Here is a 19592-nt window from a genome sequence, read left to right as displayed (position 1 = left end):
TGATCAAACTACTTCACGTCGATGAGTCCGACGACTCGAAATGATTCGATCAAGCGTTTGGAGTGCCATCCTTGTGCGTACGCCGAAAATTGCACTTGATACTTTCCTGCCGGAACACCGGGATTGTCTTCCGGATAGTAATTGAAACGTACTCGGCTCGATTCCGTCACCGGAGCCCCGCGGCTGATGACGTGCGAATCATTGATTTGACCACGCAAAACGATGGGTTGCCTGCCGCCTTGGGAATCCGCTGCATTGACAGTGATCTTTGTGTGATCTCCCTTCGCGTACCAGGTTGCGGATTCTGGACTGGACGCATCGGACTGCATCACCCGATCGTGGTCTACGGGAACGTAGTAGTAGACACCGCTCGTTCCCTTCATCACGTCTTTGGCGTAGTCCTTGCTCTGGGTGCCAAGTTTCAGGCGTTTGTTACTGAGATACTTGTTGGAGTCACCGAGTTTTCGGAAGCGGAGTTTCGTGTCTCCAGAATCAGGCGGTCCCACTTGGTAGTAACTTCCGTCCTCTCGTCGATAGACATTTCCAACCTCAAACTCGATTCCGGCTTTGTAGTCCGTGATCTCGCCGTAGTAGTCCTCCATCGCTTCGTGCAACTGCTGGCGATCAGGATACCCGCCTGGGATCAAAACGGAGTCCATTTCTCGCAATCGCAAAGCGGCCGCAGTAAACCCATGCTCGCGTCCGACAACGACTGGTTCTGACAGCACGCCGTGGGGTTCGGCAAGCTCTCGGGAATCCAGTTCCATTCGTTGATCGGTCTGTACCACCAGCTTGGCTCGAATAAATCGAGTCGAGGCAGGCAAGTTGACGTGAAATTGATTCATGACCTTCGGGTCATATCGCTCATCATTGAGCGGAAAACGGTACTCCCTGCCGTTGGCATCGGTTACCTCCAACACGCAACGTGATTGCACCAGTGCAGGATCCGAGTTCCGAATCGTTTCGGGTGAAAAGACATTTCCCCAGTTGCCGTAGAGTGCAGGATAGATGAACGAGGGCATGTTGCTGGGTTGAATCGGATCGTAAACTCCCACCAGCGTCACCACCGGCACGCCGACTTGATCAGGCTTCGGCGAGCCGACCTCCCAGACCACCATCTCTTGTTGCTTCGCGTCCCACTTGCGGTAGCCCGTCGGACTGGTCAAATCCAGCACGCCGGATTCATCACCCACCTTTTGTTGAATCATGTTCAGTGAAAATGGAGTGTGCAGAGTGAATACGCTGACCTTGCCCATTGGTTGGCCACCGGCCATCGCGTCGGAGCCGAATTCATAGGGGAATTCACCGTCGGGGCGTTTGCCGTTCCAGAAAAGGTTGCCGATCAATCGATTCTTGAACACGTTGAATCCCCACGCGCCGTTTCGGGAATGAGAACTCAGTTCTGGCCCTCCCGGATAGTGAGGCAATCCATGGTCGTGGCCATATTCGTGCGAGAACTCGTTGCCCGTGGTGCTCATCAAAGTCAGCTGGCCACCGCCACCGCTGAGTCCGTGTCGCACAGTGACGGCTTGCGTTTTTCCATTCTCATCGAGTTCGGTGTAAACACCCGCACTCGTGTGCACGGTCGTTTGTCGAAACGGTCTCGGCTGCTTTTCTGTCCCGCCGGCTGATGAAGGGATCCCGATGTTGGCATAGTTGATGCCTGTTGAAACCATTCCTTTGGCAATGTCTTGCCGCATGTCTCCTTTGTAGACCCCCGCTCCCTCGAAAGTACTTTGCTCGGTATACACGTTGCCGTTTGGCATCACGACTTTGGGAAAGTGAATCGGCAGGTACTGAGCCGCGGTGAACTTGGCAACCGGCACCATTTGAAAATAGTCCAGCGCCAACTCGGGTGAGAGATTCTCGTCTGGATGACACCACTTGTTGACTTGCACCTGCGACGGTGGCAGCAACATCCCAAGTTCCACATGCTGCGTGACCAACTCGATCGGAGGGCCGAACTGAAAACCTTCAGCAGGGAGATGTCCTTCCGCCCCGGCATCGTCCCGCACGATCAACTCCAATCCGAAATGCATGAACGTCCATGGAACCACCGCCGTCCACGCACGTTTGCTATAGACCACAGGTGCCCGTCCATCGGAGTTGCCGGAGTCGTTTCGAGGTTCCATCCAGGGTGTCTGAAGCTCCAGTGACAACCCTTTTCCGTCACGCTGACGGAGCAACACCTGATACCGGTCGGCCGAAGGATCGATCGGAAAGAACAACAGATACGCCGCTCGATCGGTCACTAGCAACGGACGTTGCTCCTCACCACGCTGAGGACCCACCAGAGTGTTTTGGATGAAAGCCACCTCCCCCTTCAACGAACCAACCAGGTTGGAGCGAATTTCGTGGTTGCCAGTGAAATCAATCGCCTGATCCCAGTACGGAGGCTTGAGATCCTCCGCCACGGTCGTGTCGATGAAACACAGCAAGCTGAAGCACAGTAAGTTGAAGCTCAGTAGAGCGAGCCGAGCCGCGAAAGGTCGCGGCAGTAGGAAAAGAGAGCTGCAGCAGGATCGTACCCAATCAGCCAATCCGCATCGGAAGTTCTGAGAAAGAAGTGTCATTTTCTATTTTTGAACTCAAGGGAACGTACAGACGGCAAAAACTCCAACCGGAGCGTCGAGGCCAATCCTAGGCACTATTTATCAAACGTGAGCCGACGGCGCTAGCCGCGGGCACTTATCGGGACACGTTCCCCTACCTGGGCGATTTCGTCGCGTTGCGTCCTGCATGCAACTGAATCGGCTTGAACGCTCCAATGCAACGGCCTAGGCTTCGATGATACGAAATATCCATCGCGTCGTCACGGCGCTGATCTGTTGAACGATCGACCAACGAGCCCGCCCTGTATGGAGTCCTGACGTTGGTCAAAACGGCACGACGGATCGTCAGTTTTAACTAGAAAGTCCGTCAATGACGTTCGATGAATTGGTGGCTCTTTATCAATCACCCGCTTCGGTTCCGCCACATCCTGCGCTCAGCGGGCTGGACTTGGTGCAATGGACGACGGTTCACGACGCCTACGGTCCGGCTACATCGGTTCCGTCTTTGATTCGAGCATTGACTGCAACGGAGTCCATTCACCGTGGATACGCCATCGAGGCATTGTTCCAACGCATTTGGCACCAAGGGACTGTTTATTCCGCGACGGCTGCGGCTGTCCCCATCCTGTTCGATCTCTTGGAATCCGAAGCCACTCCCGATAGGCCCGCAGTTGCCATTCTCTTGGCGGAAATTGCCGATGGTGCCCCTCCCTTCAAATCTTGTGAAACGAACCCACATGAGGCAGAGAAATGGCGTGAGATACTGAGGAAAAGCAATCGGTCACTCGACGCGGAAATGGACGAGGGACGTCGCATTGGCGCGGCAATACGAAAAGGAATCTACGAACGTTTGGATGCTTTGTACCCGTATTTGCGAGATTCCAACCCCGAAGTTCGGCGATCTGTCGCGATCGCAATCGGTAACTTCCCGGATGTCGTCGATCGAGTACTTCAAGACCTAAAGGCTGCGCTCGAAGAAGAGCCGGAAGGATATGTGCGTGAGGCGATACGAGAGATCATCCAGCGTGCATCCAAGCCCTGAGGTGGAGACGAGGACGCCACGTTGGCGAAAAGGTAAGAATCTGTTTTTAGTTTGGCTATACTCCATTGCCATAGAGGCTCGAGGTGGTTGACGTTTTGCATGAATCACAAGCGTCCGCTTCAACCTCTCGACGGCTTTCCGCACCTCTGGGGATCGGCAAGAATGCCTCTGGCGATTACGTCTGATTGGACAGGAACTGGTACGGCAGGAGACGCTATCAGTCATCATTCCCAAACAACATTCTTCCCACGAAAACTCAATGGATTGGCAGATCCTGATCATCAATGCGTACAAGTCGCGAATGTCTGTCGAACTTCGAACTCGACCAGCGTTTCGTGGAGGCTCGTCCGAAAGTGAAATCGATCACCTGGAATTCGTACTCGGTCATTGCTTACCGAGATCCTTACGGTCCCTGCTGCTACAAAGCAACGGTGTGGCCGAAGAGCTTCAGCTTGAGAGTGGTGATTGGATCGAGTCAAGTATCGTCGTCTACTCGGCCGAACAGATGATCGATGCAAACGTGTTTGTTCGCCAAACATTCCCAGAGCGAGATCCGATGCGGTACTGCTACTTCTCCGGTGCTGGTACGGATGGCATACAGTTTGGGTTACCCGTGGCCGCGGATTGTCCAGACGACGCAGAAGTCTTTGCGTGGTATCCAGATCAAACGCCGGACAAGTTCTTGGCAGACGGTCTGGCAACATTTCTCGCCGATTGGTGTTCTGGGCAAGCATCCGTATGATCTGTGATCGGTAACGATTGCATTCGATTACTTTCTCATGAGATGGCACGTGCTTGTACCTCAGATGATTTTCTGCTGGTGAGTCTTTCAGGGAACGGTGTGCTTCTGCGGGACCAAGACACAGGTCCTCACTATGCACCCCAATAAGAGTATTAACAAGGGTATTGCAGGGTAACAACCAAAGCAGTTTGGCTTCAGATTTGCACTTCAATCGAGAGGATCAATTCTGTCTTTTGGTAGCGTCGCCTTGCTCCCAGGTGATGTCCAATCGGGAGGATCCAATAGCACGCTCTGTCTTAAAATTTGAACAGCCAGATCGGCGACAATTGAAACAGCTTGAACAGATGAAGCTAACTCAAATTTATCAATGGCAACGGATGCTCTTTGACATCCGCAAGGCGGCTTTCGCCAAGCCCTGTCGCAAGGCCAAGACAGATGATTGCCTTGCTGTGTGCAGCGAAGTACGGTGATCAAGCTTGGCCGGAGAATAGGGCAATGCTGGTAAGCAACCCGATCGCCGCGTCAGGTCCAAAGTCGAGGGGCTGCGTTGACAGTTCACGCTGCCAGCGCATCCTTCCCTTCGATTTTGGCTCAATACGCACAATCCCGGAGGTTTGGGCTGGCCCCCAAGTATTCCAAGTCTTTCCTGTTTTCAAAACTTGCTTTTGCGAAGAGCAACGATCAGTTTCGACTCCAGTTCACGCTGAACCAAAACACGAGCGATCTCGCCCTGCAACTCGTATCGACTGTCGGATCTTGGACGATACCGGCCAGTCCACGGAAGCTTTTTCGCACGTCGGCGGACTGGGGAAAATAGGACGATGTCAGTGTTGGTTAGCAATGCGATCATGGCACGTGTTCCTGCGGGGGAAGTGAGAGTGATTCGCTTGTCTGAGTTTTCTCGATGACGGCCCGCAGGATGTCGATTCGCTGTGCTGGGATTTCGATGACGGCATCGACGGTCAACCGAACTCTCATGGGCAGTTCGTCGTCGATTGATTCGTTCGGGAGAATTTCAACGGGCAGGATCGGGCCTTTTCGCCATGTTGTATTCCGTAAAGGCGGGGCAAAACCCGCCAAAGTGAACCGACCGTCAAGATGAATCCTACGTCCGCTTACGGTGAGGGACCGCGGATTCAACCTTTCTGCGTTTTCATGAAGACCCAACTCGCGATGTTGTTTGAATATTTCTTGGTAAACAAACCTAGTTGCCGAGCTGTACGTTTGTCACTCTCGGCTTTCCACAAATCATGAAGACGGAGTACTGATGCAAAGGTTGGAAGTTTGACCGATCTTCTTGCGTCGAACATCGCTGCCAACTAACCTAAACCCTGGGGGTAGCGGTTTCATTGCTTGGGGGGCATCAGATGCGGGCGTTTGCACGATCGAGGGATACCGACAGAGAGTGCGATTCAAGTTTGGGGCCACGCACCGGCGCTGAGCCGCCTCCCGTTTCGGAATCGCTAGATTCGTGCGGTTCTCATGCAGAGCGGCTTGGCATAGTAGGCCACAGTGGTTTGCAACGGAAACTGCTTCACGATTTACAACGTGCTGCGAGGTTCGACGCCGAAGTATTTTTGTTTGGCGAAACCGGCGTTGGGAAAGAGCTATACGCTCGATTTGTCCATGAATGCAGCTCGCGTCGTTGCGGCCCGTTTGTTGCTGTCAACTGCGGTGCGATCCCCGAAGCTCTGTTTGAGAGCGAGATGTTCGGCCGAACCGCTGGCGCATTCACTGATTCCAAGAGTAAATCAGAAGGATTGGTAGCTGCAGCCAGCGGCGGTACATTGTTTCTTGATGAAGTTCATGAGTTGCCGAGATCGGGGCAAGTGAAGTTACTTCGGTTGTTACAGGAGAAAGAGTATCGCCTGCTCGGTGAAGTCAAGTTGAGACGAGCGAACATACGAGTGGTCAGTGCGACCAATGTGCACCCGGACAATTCGATCCGCGACGGTGTGTTGCGTCAAGATTTGTACTACCGCTTGAACGCCAACCTGATGACCATCATGCCATTGAGGGAACGTCCAGAGGACGTCGAACTTTTGACGGATCGATTTGTCGAAAAGTATTCACGAGAGTATTGCCGGCCGGATCGATTGCAGTTCACATCGGCGGCACGAAGACTGCTTGCCGCCTATCCTTGGCCGGGAAACATTCGTCAATTGGAGAATCTCGTTCGCGGTTTGGTGTGTCAGCATCCCGACGCGATCGAGGTGCAAGCCGATGACTTGCCCATCATGCAGCGTCAGGATGGAGATCGGCGAGAAACGTCTGAGCAATCGATGAACCTGTACTGTTTGTCGTTTCAGGAAGCCAAGGAGAGGGTCGTCGATCGATTTGAAGTGGATTATATTCGCGAGATGTTGAGACGCTCGCAGGGCAACATTTGCCAATCGGCAAAGCTGGCGGGAAAGAATCGTCGAGCTTTCTTTGAACTGATGCGAAAGCACAGTATCGACGCGGAGGAGTTCAAAGGCGGCAGCGACGAAGCAATGGAACCGAGCAGTGCTGGACCCAATAAGCCCCGATAATGGCCTTACTAACGCTGCAGTGGACACGCAAATTAAACCGAGCGTATGCCGTTCTCGTTGACTCATTCTTTAGTTAAAAACACACCAGACTTTTTTGAATCCGAGAGATCGTCGTTCATCAGTATTTGGGTCATTTGGAGTGGGATCGACATCTGTTATCGCGACATTTGTAAACTGATATAACTTCGCGACTTGTCTACCAGTCCACGTTGCCCGTGCTGCGTCTTCCAGTGTCACTCCAGGGTTTGCATAGGCCGCATTGAATTCTTTAAGATTCGTTGAGTCTCCTCCCCAAATACCTTCGATTCCATTGATCTTGTATGCTGCGGCCTCTTGCTCCAATTTTCTTCTACTAGCCTCGGAAGGGATGTATTGAAGTCCACTTAAAACACCCTCGGAGGCACGATGGAGTTCTACCTCAAGCGTGCGTATCAAGGGAACTAGGATGTTGAATCCTCGCATGCGATTTTCATCGGTTGCTTTTTCTCCGTTAATGCGAACGTCGAGGGGGTAAATCGCCAATGTCACGTAGCCATTTCCCTCATTCCATACCGCAGTTCCGGCAATGTTGCTGCCTGCGTCAGCAGCGGGATCAATAGCAGTAACCGAAGTGCCGTGGGATTCAATCGTCGGTTGTCGATTTTGATCCGGAGAATCAGAGTCAATTTTTTCCAAGCCTTCGTAGGTTTCCGTCGGACTTGCAACAAATTCATAGTTCCACTTTTCACCTCCGTCGACAACGATTAATGACTTGAACACTGGATGACTTCGTCGTACCTCTGTCGCCACTCGCTGCGCGTTTTCATGAGAGATCTTTCCGTCATTGAGATACCCTCTCTCGGATCGATCAATTGCTTCTTTTCCAGCCGCTACTTTTGCATCATGTTCAGGATCATCCGCTTCTGAATCAATGGGCGATTGAACATCCTTTCCATCAAACAGCCCAGCGACAAATCCACCCACCGCCTTAACCCCTTTGACGGCTAAGTTGATGACCCAATCGATCGCTTTGTTCACCGGTGTTTGTGCTTTGTCGATCAGTTCACGGACCGGTTTGGAGGGGTCGCCCAAGCCAAGCAGTCCGGCCAAGAACCCGATCGCGACTGGAATCGCCTTGGCCAGGGCGTTCTCGACGAATTCCGCTGCAACGCCGATGGCGCCTTTGGCGATTGAGGCCATGGAATCGACAATCGCATTGACCAGTGCGAGGATTTGGCTGCCGCGATTGACAAAGAACATGACGATGTCATAAATCGCCTTGCAGGCTTTGAAGAACGCGGACGCCGGATTGAGCAGTCCGATGATCCAGGTGATTCCAGCCATGATCACCCGCTCTTTGATGAAATCCATGATGCCATCGATCACCATGGACTTCAGGTTCGCCAGTTGCTCCTTGATGAACCTCCACAAACCGGCCACGCCGTCGGTGATCAGGACTTTGAAGACCTCTGCGGTTTTCTCTATCGCAGCGACGACATCTTCGCCGACGATGGCCACCGCTCGGGCGCGGAAATTCGCATAGGTCAGACCCAGTATTTGCAAAATGATACTGATGATGCCCTGTAGATCGAATGATTCAGGCAACTGAATCCCGGCGCCTCCGAGGGCACCGAAGATCCAGTCCATGAATCCTTTCTTTAAATGCACATCGATTTTGGCAACAAAGTTCTGCAGACCTTGCATCACACCGGCCACCAGGTTTCCGAGAAATCGGATCGGATGGGCGATGATGTCGACGATCACATCGGCGGCTCGGCCCAAAACACCAAGCAGCATGTTCTTGAATTCGATGATCTTCTTGACCAGCCCCACCGTCGCGTCGTACACCCGCTGCCAGAGCGACTTGTTTTCCGCGCGAAGCTGTTCCTCCATCGCCGACATGCGTTCGTAGGAAGCTTTGTATTGATTGGTCAATTGATTGATCAACCCGTCGCTGCGCTGATCGATTTCGGATTCCATGGCGTCAAAATCACCGCTCACGGATTGCAACGCGTTCTCGCCAAATCTTTTCACGCTTTCGTCCAGCCCACTGACGTAGGTTTCGACTTGCGTCCGCCCGTCCGCGACGCGTTGTTTCGCTTGGGTCAACTTGTTGTCGACGTAGTCGGCCACTTCGTCGATTGCCGTATCGACCACCGCGAGATACCTGCTCCGGGCGGTGGCAAGTGACTTTTCAATGTGGCGTTCCCAGTCACTGCCCCACGTCGTCAGCCAAGTTCCCACGCCGCCCTTGGCCTCCTCAAAGGCATCGTTGTACGCCTCCTCGGCTTTCTTAAGACCTGCCTCAAACTTCTTCGTCGCCGCGGACTCCATTTCAGTCAGGATCGCAACGACATCTGCTTTGGTTTGATTTTTGATCGCATTGATTTGATTGGTAACGCGCTGGCGTTCGGCTGCGTCTTGGACCGTGGTTCCGATTTGTTGTCCGACCACCTGACCGATATGTGCTGAACGCGTTGCGTGAACGCCAGCCAGCCCTCCCCCGAGTGCTTCTCTGGCGGTACCCAATGCCGAATTCTGAACGGCGGATTCCGACCGACGATAGCGTGTGTCGGTGGTCGCCTCGTGTTGTTCGGCCGTTACGCGTGCGGTCAGAACAGGACCAAAGGCGGGATCGTTTCCTTGCTCCAACTGCTCCTGCGATACGCCGTTCTCTGCCATCAATTGGTCGCTGGATCCTCGATCGGAGGAATAGTCCAGACGTTCCGATGGCAGCGAGGTGGGAACCATCGCAGCGGCGGATACCGGCGGCGGTGCAGGCCCCACGGATTCAGGTTGCAGCGGTACCGCAGCTGGAGCTGCTTGAGATGCCGGTGAGACCTCCGAGTTGACGGCCGATTGCATCGGACCCACGGCGGTCTCCCGTTGCGTGGTCAAAACACCACGCATGGCGTGGTTCGCGTCTGCTGCACCGGTCTGCATGACCCGTTCGGCATCGGCCTCCGTCTTCGGTTCTGGTGTCGCCTGTTTGATCGCCGCCTTCAGTTTTTCTTTGAATTCGTTTCGACGTACTTGGCCGGCTTCCTGCCCAGCCGCATCGAGATTGGCAACCGTCGCGGTTGCGGCCGAGCGTGACTGCTCGGTTCTGGGACTTCTGGCGGCAGCCTGCGCCGAACTCACGGCTGTCGAGGCCGGGCGGTGCGCGCGAGTGTTTGCTGCACGATTCCGCACGGCACGAGTCACCGGAGCGATTGCCTCTTGAGGGCTCAATGAATCTGGTTTGTCATCGGTGGTCCCACCACTCTCAGACTCTTGCTTGCCCGCGTCTACTGGTTTGGCTGGGACGGCTGCAGCGGCTGCTGGTTTATCTGTTGCTTGGGAGGAGTCTCTTGGAGCCGTCGCGATGTTTTCTCGCGGCGCAGCTTGGCTGGCAACTTCATTCGTTCTCGTGAAAACAGAGTTCGACGCCGGCGATGGTGTTGTCGAGGGGACATCGTTTGCGGGAGCTTGCCGGCCTGACAGTGAGTTGCCTGACAGTGAGTTGCCTGACAGTGAGTTGCCATACAGTGAGTTGCCAAAAATTGACTGGCTCATCCCAGTCTCTCTGAACAGCGAATCGGCGGCCCCACCGCTGGAAAGAGCCCCACCGCTGGAAAGAGCCCCACCGCTGGAAAGAGCCCGTGCAATCGCCGCATTTCCAAACTGCGAATGTACTTGCGTAGTTGCGTCTTGAGGCGTTGAACGAGGGTGCGATGGAATCTTCGGCGTGGTGGAGAGCGGCACCACGTCCAACTGTGACGCGGGGTTTTGATCGCGTTTCACGGTCAGCGTGCTCATGTCCGTTCCTGCAACAGGTCCGCGTACCGGCCAAGCTCTCTGGTTGAGAGGACGCGTGCCTCGCGTCGAAACTGTCGGGCGATGGCACGCACAATGTGCGACATCGTAATGCGGCTGGCCTGGTTTTGTGCCGCAAGCAGGGCTGCCGTTCGCGCCGCACCCACGATTCCGGCTCCCGTCATATCAAGCCTCGAAAGGCTGGAGAGATCGACACCGGCGTCCAAGGGTGCTTGCTCGGGGAAAGCAATTTCCCAGATACGGCGGCGTTCCGTTTCCCCAGGTCGCGGGAAATGCAACATGACATGAAACCGACGGATAAAAGCGGAGTCGATGTTGTCTTTGAGGTTGCTCGCCAAGATCACGAGTCCGTCATGCTCCTCTAGACGTTGCAGCAAATGACTGACTTCCAAATTGGCGTAGCGGTCAACGCCGGTCCGCACGTCGCCTCGCTTGCCAAACAATGCGTCCGCTTCGTCAAAAAACAGCACAGCGTGGCTTGAGATCGCTTCCTTGAATGCACCGTCGAGGTTTTTCTCTGTCTCCCCCACCCATTTCGAGACGACTTCCGCAATGTTCACTTTCAACAAGGGTGTGCCCGTTTGCCGAGCGATGACTTCAGCCGCCAATGTTTTGCCAGTGCCTGGGTCACCCGTGAACAGACACTTCATCCCCACTCCACCGGTTGCGAGCCGTCCAAAGCCCCAGGTTTCGGCGACCAAAGGCATGACACGTGAAAAGTCCGCGATTTCAAGCACTTGCCGATGCAACTCCGGCGTCAAGATCAGATCCTCTGGTCCCCGTTTTGGATTCACCACACCCAAGAATCTACCTCTTGTTTTTTGGGCAACGGCGGAGCAGGCGATCGCCAGTTGGCTGTCGACGGACGCCGGTTTGCCGTTGGACTCGATTCCCGCTTGTGCGCGCGCCATACGTCCGACGGCTCGAATCTCTCGATCCGTCATGCGAAAACGGCTGGCCAGTTCGCGAGTTCGATCAGCCTCCATTTCAGGGATCGTTCGGCTCCAAATCTGTTCACGGGTCTTGTGGTCAGACGTGTTCAGCATTGGTAGCTCCACATAGGTGCGATTGGCCAACAGCTCCGTTGGACGCCAAGGCTGACCACCACTCAGCAACGCGGGAACATCGCAGCGAGCCAAGACTGAAATCAGCGTCTCAGCACCGACGCGACATTCGACGTTGCGCAGCAGGTCGGTTTCGACCAAAAGGATGGCATCGCACAACGCAGCGGTTTGCACCGCGTTATGAACTTGCCGAGGCATCGACTCCGGTGTGTCGGCAGAAATACGAAACCGTCTGAGCGATTTGTGCGCCGCTCGGGCGACGCTTCGCGCGACGGACTCCAACCCGGCATCCTCTGGCCCCCAGAGGCCCACAATACCGATCGCACCATCAGCCAGTGCCGTACCGATGCGTTCAATCCGCGGGTCGCCCTCGTCCACCGAGTCGTTAACTCCAACCAGTTCAACTTCATCGATATCCCGCCAGATTCCCGAAACCGTTGCGCTGCAACCGAGCAAGAAGTCGAGTACGCCCTCTGCCAAGCGAAGCTGAGTGCGGACATTCGTGGTGCTCTCGTCCAAAGGTTGCAGCATACCGGTCCGGCGCAATCGGCCTGCAGACCCTAGGACACTTCGTCGCGCCAACCGCTCCGACCTGCCGGACGCATTGAGACTAGCCAGCAGCTCAATACACGGAAATCGTCGGTTCATATCGTCCAGGATGTAGCCGAAAATCCGCTCGTAACCTGGATGCAGTTCCGACGCAGCACACGTCAGGAGGGTGTCGATCTCGAATGCCGTCAGATGGAGCGAATCTCGCAAAACATCCAAGGGCAACGGCAGCTTTCGAGCCGAAGCTTGTTTGCGTATCTGTAGTTCCAACTGTCGTTCCTGCCCGTTGAACTCCGACAGCGGTAGCTCGGTGTTGTCCGACTCCTGCGCAAAACAATCGACTTCGCTCAGCAACGCGGCGACATGTACATCGGTAATGCACAGATGCTTTAAATCAGGGCGATCCAGATTCGCTGCTCTGTTTGCTTGAACGGTGACGGCGGCCCTCAGCGCACGGTTGATGGGACGTAGTTTGAGCAACAGGTGAGCAATAGCCAACTCACTACCATTCATTGTGGCTATCCCTTACTGAAGGTAACGGTGCGATCGTCCAGCCATGGCACGTCGATGACGTCTTGCAAGAGACCGTTCTCGGATAAATCCATCCATCGGCGTCCCAATGGCAATCGCACACGAACTTCGGTATCCGTGAATTGAACGTTAGCATCGAAGTCGGCGAATCGTTGCAAGGTCAGTAGTGGATCGGTTGCTTCACGCTGCTGCCAAAGGTCCCATGCGATCTGAGCCAAAGCCACACCGGCGGCCTGTGTCAGCGAGTTCTCCAACAATCGCTCATGGGAATTGGGAATGGCCAATCGCGAGGATGCGAACGCATCGAAATATTCCTCCGCGGCATGAGCTGCATCAGGCAGCTTTTTCGCTTGACGAGACAACCTTGCTGACGACGTGACGACATCGTTCGTCCACCAACGTCCGCCATTTCGATGCTTTACGGCTCGCCATGTTTCGCCACGGGCCGGAGGCGCGTCGATGATGAATCGCAAACCGCGTCGATTCAACTCCGCCAAGAGTCGCGGATCCGCTGCGGACGACTCGACGAGCAGCAACATCGATTCCTGATGATCAAGCAATTCAAGTGTCTCCTGTAACTCGGTTTGCACCGTGATCGGAAACATGCCCCCGACATCAGCGAGGAAGTATCCACCGGTACGGTGAGGCTGAGCACGAGTCAGAAGCAACGGTTGGTCGGATTCGCGACCAGCCAATACCGCTTGAGTCAATACCGCATTCAATGCCGAAACGAATCGCCCTGCCTGCGACGCCAAGTCGTAGATGGCATCGTCGGGAACAACATCATCAAGTCCCGCGAAGGTCAACGCTGCTGTGCGAGCCGCCGGGCTGCGTCGCCAGCCTCGATCGGGAGGGTCAAGTACTTTGTATGCAAGTGCGGCGGCGAACGCCGACGAGAATTGCTCAAGTTCTGCGGCTTCCAACGACGCACGCAATGCGTCGAGATAGCCGAGGTCAGACAAAGGACGCAACAACAAGAACGGGAGTGCCGAGGCGATATAAACCTCTCGATCGTGCAGGGGCTCCTGGATCTTGGGGGAGCGATTCCATGAACCACTGATGGATTCTACCCTGTTCACTTGGTTGGTAGTGCTCTGATCGGGTTCCGGAGTGCCGGTTTTCGAGGAACGCGATTCGTTTTCGTCGTGCTCTAGAATCGGTGAGGACGATTCTTTGTCGCCATGATTGTCCGTATCGGGAATCTTTTTCGGTCCCCCACCGCGAATGGCTCCGACGGGCGGCGCATCCTGGGCAATGGGAAACCAGTGATTCAAAGCCTCGCGAACTTGTTCTTCTCCGGGCGACGATCCCGTTTGCAGTATGGCTTCTATCACCGCTGCGATTCGAAAGCGAAGCGAAGTCGCTCGATCGTCGAGGCTCGGTGGAAGCGAGTGGGCAAGCCGCTCAATGACTTGCCACGGCGACGCCGCGTCGTGACTCGATAATCCTGCGTCGACACCTGCCAGCACCTCTGCTGGCACTTGCATCAGCGTCGCCATTTTCGCATCCCATGCCTGCAGGGTGGTCTCAGATACGTGAGGCAGAATCCTCCATAATCTGTCTTCGGTCAATCGCCAGCGAATCAGCAATTGCAATAATGCCAGGCCAGCCAGAAAACGTTGCTTGGATGATCGTGGCGTGAGGTCGGAAATCTCATCGCGATGACTTTGCTCTGCGATGATTGGATGCTGCGTGGGGGCCGAGTGGTCGTGTGTGTTTGAGGAAACGAAATCAATCTCGGGGAGTACCGATTGTCGAATCGCCGAGTCGATCCTTTCCCATAGGTGCTCCAAGACAACATCTTCGACGCATCCTGTTGATGATTGCTGCAGTGTCCGCAACCACTGCGATCGTGAGCACGTGATGTTGATTCGCAACGTGTCGGTGATCTCCAGGTCGCCCTGAACATCTATGATCAGAGCGATTCGTCGTGCGATCAGCTCCGGCAGAACATTTACCGCCGACTCCACCAGATCGCGACGACTGGCCCACCAGCCCCACCCGCCGCGACGCGTCACCCGCAATCGACATTGATGAATCTCTATGTCATCCATGTGCTTGTCACTGTTCCGGTGAATTCGTTCCAGATCGGATGCAACCCCTGTATCATCAACAGGATCCGATGCGTTTTGCCGGCAGGTATCGATGCGAAGGGTATATTGCCCGTCTTGATTTCATTAATCGTCGTTGATCCCGGAACTTCGCCGGTTCGCGCGTCAAAGACTCCCTCAGGTCCCAAACGCATCAGCACCCAAACTCGGATGGATTTGTCACCGAGCGATGTTCCCGCTTTGGGTTTGAGCGTTACGGACACGCCATCGCTTTTTACGGTGTAATCAATCATCGAATACTTAAGAGCGATATCAGGTCCTGAGTTGAGGACTTGCTTGAGCTGCTCATCCTCGACCTGAAATTTCAGAGGCCGTGTGATCGCTCCTTCTTGGTAGGGATCATCAATGACCTTATTCAGCACTGTCAGATCCTCCGCCGGCACGTGAAACGGGATATCGGATGAGTGACTGGACGGCGAGGAAGAAAAGGTGAGTCCGATCTGTTGCACTTGCCGAAGGCGCAAGTCATTGGCGAGCAATTTCAGCAGTGCATCATCGGAGAATTTGTCGCCGGCAGCACCGTTTCGAGTGAATGTGGCGACCAGATGTTTCGTCGCTTTTAAATAGATAAAAGAGGCGTTTGCTTTCATGAGGAGGCCTCTGCTGGTGCAGTGACTGCGGCGATGACCAGGTACGATACAGTTCCCGCGACGTTGACGATGTCCGACTCGTTTCCGCCGATTTTGAACCAGCGGATCGTGCAATGAACAATTCTGTCGGCGTCGACGAAGCACTTTGTGACGATGGGTTGGAAAAGCTGATTGCTGGGTTCGGGACTGGTTTCAGCATCAATGTGCGGGGTGACGGTGATGTGCAAGGCGACGTTGCCGTCTTGAACTTTTTCCTCAGTGATTCCCATGGGCAGTGGCAACGTCATTCCATCGATCACCAAGCCCGACTCGATTCTTGTATCGCCACTCTCGATCGTGCCGGTCAACGAACCTTCCGCTTTGATGTCACCTTTGGCGATGACATTGCCCTTGGAATCAATGGAGAAAACCTCGTTGACCCTTCCCGTCCCGTCGTCCAAGCCCAGCACAAAGGATTTCTGTTTGTTGTGATCGTCGACAACGACCATCGGTGCATCCGACTGGCCGGTTCTGCGAGTACGAAGCGTCAACAGTCCTCCGCGTGCTAGGACTTCGTCTGCGCGAACGCCCGCATACCGCGGAACAAAACTTTCGTAGCGCCGCTGAAAGCCAATCACGTTGCCTCCGTCCGCGTCGCTCCAATGAACGAATCCGATCAGAACGACGCGATTGCTCTCGTCGGCATCCTCCGGACCTTCTGCAACGGGGGGACTCGTTTGGTTCTCATCCCAACCCGTTGCGATGCGACGAAACCGGACGGCAAACGACTCGGATCTCCGAGTCGCCGCTGCGCCGGGTCGCCGCCCCATCATCTGTCCGCCATCGCTTTCCGCTTCGGCACGCACGATGAACATTGGAAAGAAACCATTGTCGCCGCCTGACAGCAATGCTTCTTCCTTGATTTGCTGACGTTCAAGTACAACGGCTTCCGAAACGACAATGGGTGCGCCACTGGAATCGATTGCAAACCCTGGTTGAAGGACATAGTCGTCTCCCTGGGAGAGGACATCCAAGCCCTCGGCGATTCCCCATGAATGAAGGTAACGCTCATGTCGTGCGTTCTCATCCCGTACATAGTCGAGCGATTGCTGAAGGTCACTTGCTCCAAGGACCTGACCATCAACGTAAACAGGACGCTCAATTGCAATTGTCATGGTTTATATCTCCTGATTCATCGTTAGGGTGATCCATGATCCTTCGGCGGATGCTCTGCGGCCTGATGCTCACGATAATGGTTTTTCAAATCGGTGAAATCATTTCTGAGGGTCGTGACACGCCCCTTTTCTGTGCTGATGCTCGCTTTGTTCGCGGCAATCTGACTGGCACCTCCACCGGGAAAGACCTCATCCTCAATCTTATCTATGCGACTGGCCGCTTCTGGTCCGACTTCATCTTCGACGGCCTTGATCCGAGTTTCGTGCTCGGCAATTCGACTCGCACCACCACCAGGAAAGACCTCGTCTTCGATCTTATCTATGCGACTGGCCGCTTCTGGTCCGACCTCGTCTTCGACGGTTTTGATTCGAGTTTCGTGCTCGGCAATTCGACTCGCACCACCTCCGGGAAAGACCTCTTCTTCGATCTTATCAATGCGGCTCGCCGCTTCTGGTCCGACCTCATCTTCGACCGTTTTGATTCGAGTTGCGTGCTCAGCGATTCGACTCGCGCCACCTCCAGGAAAGACCTCTTCTTCAAGCAAGCCGACTCTGCCGGTTGAGTTGAACTGCTCATCGATCGCATCCAGACGGCTGACGCCAGCCGGCACGACCTCATTTTTTAGGTCAGTAACGTCACTGGCAAATCTCGCCGCAGTGCGACTCGCATCCTCCGCTTTCTGCACCGCATCGCCGCTTTGTGAAACCGCGCTATCAATCTCGGGTCGTAGCTTTCGTTCGAGTTCAGCCGCGGTGACTCCACGGGATCGATCGAGAATGTTTTGGACATCAGCAGAGGGGCGACCGGCCAACTTGGAGATAGCGGCACTGACGGCGATCGGATCGGGTTTTGCTCCGATTTCTTTTTCTTTCAGCAGCTCAAAACCGGTCGGCTCCACTGCTGTTTGAGCGAGCCTGTCAATCTTCGCATTCAGCCGATTCCATTTGCTGGGATTGTTGACTCTGTCTGTCAGGCTGAAACTGAACTTTGGATCGGCCGCTCTCTGTCTCCAACCCTGGCTCTGTTGTTCCCGGCGCTCTTGCTCTGCCTGTTTTGCTCTCAGGATGTCCTGAGGTGAAGCACAGCAACTAGCACGAACATCGTTCAGGATCCCGAAATCGTCAAACCAGTATCGCAGCGATGGACCGGTGATCACAAACTTGCGAACGATGTTGCAAATGTCGACCACATCGCACCCTTGAACGGTGACTTTGGCAATCAAGACTCGAACATCATCACAAGGAGGACAAGGTGGCAATACAAACTCGCATAGGCGTGATTTTGCAATTTCCGCAACAGCACGACTGACGATGGACGCTTGAGATTTGACGATCTTCATCGCTGAGAGCGTTTTCAATTGCTCAGTCATATCCGTCGCGAAAACACGAAGATTCACGCCGCCAATCAGGTGCAACAACTCGCGATCGACAACAACGCTACCTAGCTTGATGAGCGTTTTCAGTTTTGCGTTGATACGATCCAGGCGTAGGACGGACTGTTCGACAAGCACTTTGGTCGCCAGTTCACCAACCATCTGTGCCTTGTCATCAAATGTATCGACGGTGATTTCGCTGGCATCGCTGATCGCAGCCTTCAATACCTCCGCTCGATCATGGAGCAACTGAATCACTTTGGTGTCCACGGGTTCCATGTCTGGATCCGGAGTGACGGTCTGGATCATTGCCAAGTCCAGGATGATTTGGTCGATCTGGTTGCTGATGTGTGTGAGTGTAGGAGTTCCGGGCTCGGCGACCAGCGCGCCATGGACGTCAGGATGAAACGCGCGAGAGGACAGCGTGACGAACACGTGGATGGTGTCTGCGGCAGCGATTTGCTCCTCAACCGTCGGTGTGCTCGTCGTGGGCAGATTGGGGGCCGAGATGTCCCTGATTGCAGTAAAGAGTGCGTTGCGATTCGCTTCTCCGTCACTGGCATCTGTCAATTGTGCAACGAGCTTGTCGAACTGAACCAGGACCTGCTCTGTCGTTTCCAGCATCCGTAGACCGTGGAGCGTTTCACCTTGAATGGCAGCCTGATCGGGAACGTCGACGTTGAATTGATTCAATCGCTGCTGCAGCGTTTGTTCAGTCGCTGCGGACTCGGGACACGCCAATTCAAACTCGTAGCTTTCTCGAATGCGAGCTGGTTTACAGACAGCGTCACAGTCGGCAACTTGATAAGGTGATGTCAGGTCAAACTCGCACTCTCGATATCGTAGGTAGAGGTGAAAGACCTGGGTGTCATCGTCACCACTGAAATACACGTTCAGTGAATTGGATCCTTTTTCGATTGTGAAATGGATCGCGCCCCCGACTCGCCACTTCCTCGATCTCTCCAAAACAACGACAGTTGCGTCCTGGGGCAGTCCATAGTTGTTCTCCGCAAACGTGGATCTGATTGGTTCGGAAATGACGTGATCGTCCAGGTCTGTTGCCAAAGCCACATTGTTGATGCGGAACAGAACAGCGGGTTGGGCGCAAGGGTCGCCGCAATCGTGGCCGCCCCGTACTTTGGTTCGAAGTCGCCGCACCATGTTCAGGATGTCGAGTTCTGCTGGACAATGGACGACAATGTCATTCCCACAGCAGTCCAAAGCGTGACCCGGTGCAACAATCACTTTCCGTTGCTTGTCAGGGCAGGGGTGATGATGCACCTCCAGCCCGCACACCACACCTTCGCCCATGAAATGGCGATTGTGTAGTCGGTTTTTCTCTACGACATAGCTGAGCATGTCGCGGAGATCTTCGTCGGTCAGCAGTTGTCCGGCGAAGAAGTTCGGACGTGAGAAGCCTGAGTCGCTCGTGGTTTTGCAAACATTGCATTGACAGTCATCGCACTGACAATCCGATGCCCCCGAACAGGAGCACCGATGAGACGACATTTTCTGTGATGCGGTTATCATCGTGGTCTACACCTCGTTGTTGTGGGTT

At 54.5% G+C, this 19592-nt stretch carries 13 protein-coding genes; 4 read left to right on the top strand and 9 right to left on the bottom strand.

Annotated elements, in window-relative coordinates; translation table 11 throughout:
• Nucleotides 1-8: 8 nt before the first annotated feature.
• Nucleotides 9-2438: a M66 family metalloprotease gene (locus tag Pla52nx_RS22525; RefSeq protein ID WP_197455099.1), complete on the bottom strand. Its 2430-nt coding sequence runs from the start codon at nt 2436-2438 to the stop codon at nt 9-11.
• A 484-nt stretch (nt 2439-2922) separates the two neighbouring features.
• On the opposite strand from Pla52nx_RS22525, the gene Pla52nx_RS22520 reads away from it, so the two are divergent.
• The 3 genes from Pla52nx_RS22520 to Pla52nx_RS22510 all read left to right on the top strand — a co-directional run bounded on the left by Pla52nx_RS22520 (nt 2923) and on the right by Pla52nx_RS22510 (nt 4806).
• Nucleotides 2923-3594 carry a HEAT repeat domain-containing protein gene (locus Pla52nx_RS22520; RefSeq protein WP_146523413.1) on the top strand — a complete coding sequence of 224 codons (672 nt, stop codon included), beginning with the start codon at nt 2923-2925 and terminating at the stop codon, nt 3592-3594.
• Nucleotides 3595-3853: 259 nt separating this feature from the next.
• Complete coding sequence (locus Pla52nx_RS22515; RefSeq protein ID WP_146523412.1) at nt 3854-4336, top strand: SMI1/KNR4 family protein; 483 nt, start codon at nt 3854-3856, stop codon at nt 4334-4336.
• Between the two features lie 344 nt (nt 4337-4680).
• Complete coding sequence (locus Pla52nx_RS22510) at nt 4681-4806, top strand: hypothetical protein (RefSeq protein WP_261344284.1); 126 nt, start codon at nt 4681-4683, stop codon at nt 4804-4806.
• Nucleotides 4807-4988: 182 nt separating this feature from the next.
• On the opposite strand, the gene Pla52nx_RS22505 is transcribed toward Pla52nx_RS22510, so the two are convergent.
• On the bottom strand, nt 4989-5186 hold the full coding sequence (locus Pla52nx_RS22505; protein ID WP_146523411.1) for a hypothetical protein: 198 nt from the start codon (nt 5184-5186) through the stop codon (nt 4989-4991).
• Nucleotides 5183-5314 carry a hypothetical protein gene (locus Pla52nx_RS22500; protein WP_261344283.1) on the bottom strand — a complete coding sequence of 44 codons (132 nt, stop codon included), beginning with the start codon at nt 5312-5314 and terminating at the stop codon, nt 5183-5185. Before Pla52nx_RS22500 ends, Pla52nx_RS22505 begins: the two co-directional genes overlap by 4 nt.
• Nucleotides 5315-5703: 389 nt before the next feature.
• Between Pla52nx_RS22500 and Pla52nx_RS22495 the strand changes: the two genes are divergently transcribed.
• A complete protein-coding gene (locus tag Pla52nx_RS22495) occupies nt 5704-6867 on the top strand; it encodes a sigma 54-interacting transcriptional regulator (RefSeq protein ID WP_146523410.1) in 1164 nt (387 codons plus the stop codon).
• Between the two features lie 69 nt (nt 6868-6936).
• Here the strand turns inward: Pla52nx_RS22495 and Pla52nx_RS22490 are convergent, their stop codons facing one another.
• Genes Pla52nx_RS22490 through Pla52nx_RS22465 form a run of 6 tightly spaced genes read right to left on the bottom strand, consistent with a single transcriptional unit; the run spans nt 6937 to nt 19564 of the window.
• Nucleotides 6937-10644 (bottom strand): hypothetical protein, encoded by a 3708-nt coding sequence (locus Pla52nx_RS22490; RefSeq protein ID WP_146523409.1) that lies wholly within the window; start codon nt 10642-10644, stop codon nt 6937-6939.
• The gene (locus Pla52nx_RS22485) at nt 10641-12788 is read right to left on the bottom strand and encodes an ATP-binding protein (protein WP_146523408.1); all 2148 of its coding nucleotides are present in this window, start codon (nt 12786-12788) and stop codon (nt 10641-10643) included. Before Pla52nx_RS22485 ends, Pla52nx_RS22490 begins: the two co-directional genes overlap by 4 nt.
• Before the next feature lie 5 nt (nt 12789-12793).
• Nucleotides 12794-14860: a hypothetical protein gene (locus Pla52nx_RS22480; protein WP_146523407.1), complete on the bottom strand. Its 2067-nt coding sequence runs from the start codon at nt 14858-14860 to the stop codon at nt 12794-12796.
• Nucleotides 14848-15507 carry a hypothetical protein gene (locus tag Pla52nx_RS22475; protein ID WP_146523406.1) on the bottom strand — a complete coding sequence of 220 codons (660 nt, stop codon included), beginning with the start codon at nt 15505-15507 and terminating at the stop codon, nt 14848-14850. The genes Pla52nx_RS22480 and Pla52nx_RS22475 overlap by 13 nt, the downstream gene beginning before the upstream one ends.
• Nucleotides 15504-16661 carry a hypothetical protein gene (locus Pla52nx_RS22470; protein ID WP_146523405.1) on the bottom strand — a complete coding sequence of 386 codons (1158 nt, stop codon included), beginning with the start codon at nt 16659-16661 and terminating at the stop codon, nt 15504-15506. The genes Pla52nx_RS22475 and Pla52nx_RS22470 overlap by 4 nt, the downstream gene beginning before the upstream one ends.
• Before the next feature lie 23 nt (nt 16662-16684).
• Nucleotides 16685-19564 (bottom strand): hypothetical protein, encoded by a 2880-nt coding sequence (locus tag Pla52nx_RS22465; protein ID WP_146523404.1) that lies wholly within the window; start codon nt 19562-19564, stop codon nt 16685-16687.
• Nucleotides 19565-19592: the final 28 nt, after the last annotated feature.

It is taken from the genome of Stieleria varia (assembly GCF_038443385.1).
GTDB lineage: Bacteria > Planctomycetota > Planctomycetia > Pirellulales > Pirellulaceae > Stieleria > Stieleria varia.
This window is presented reverse-complemented; position numbering and strand designations above follow the sequence as displayed.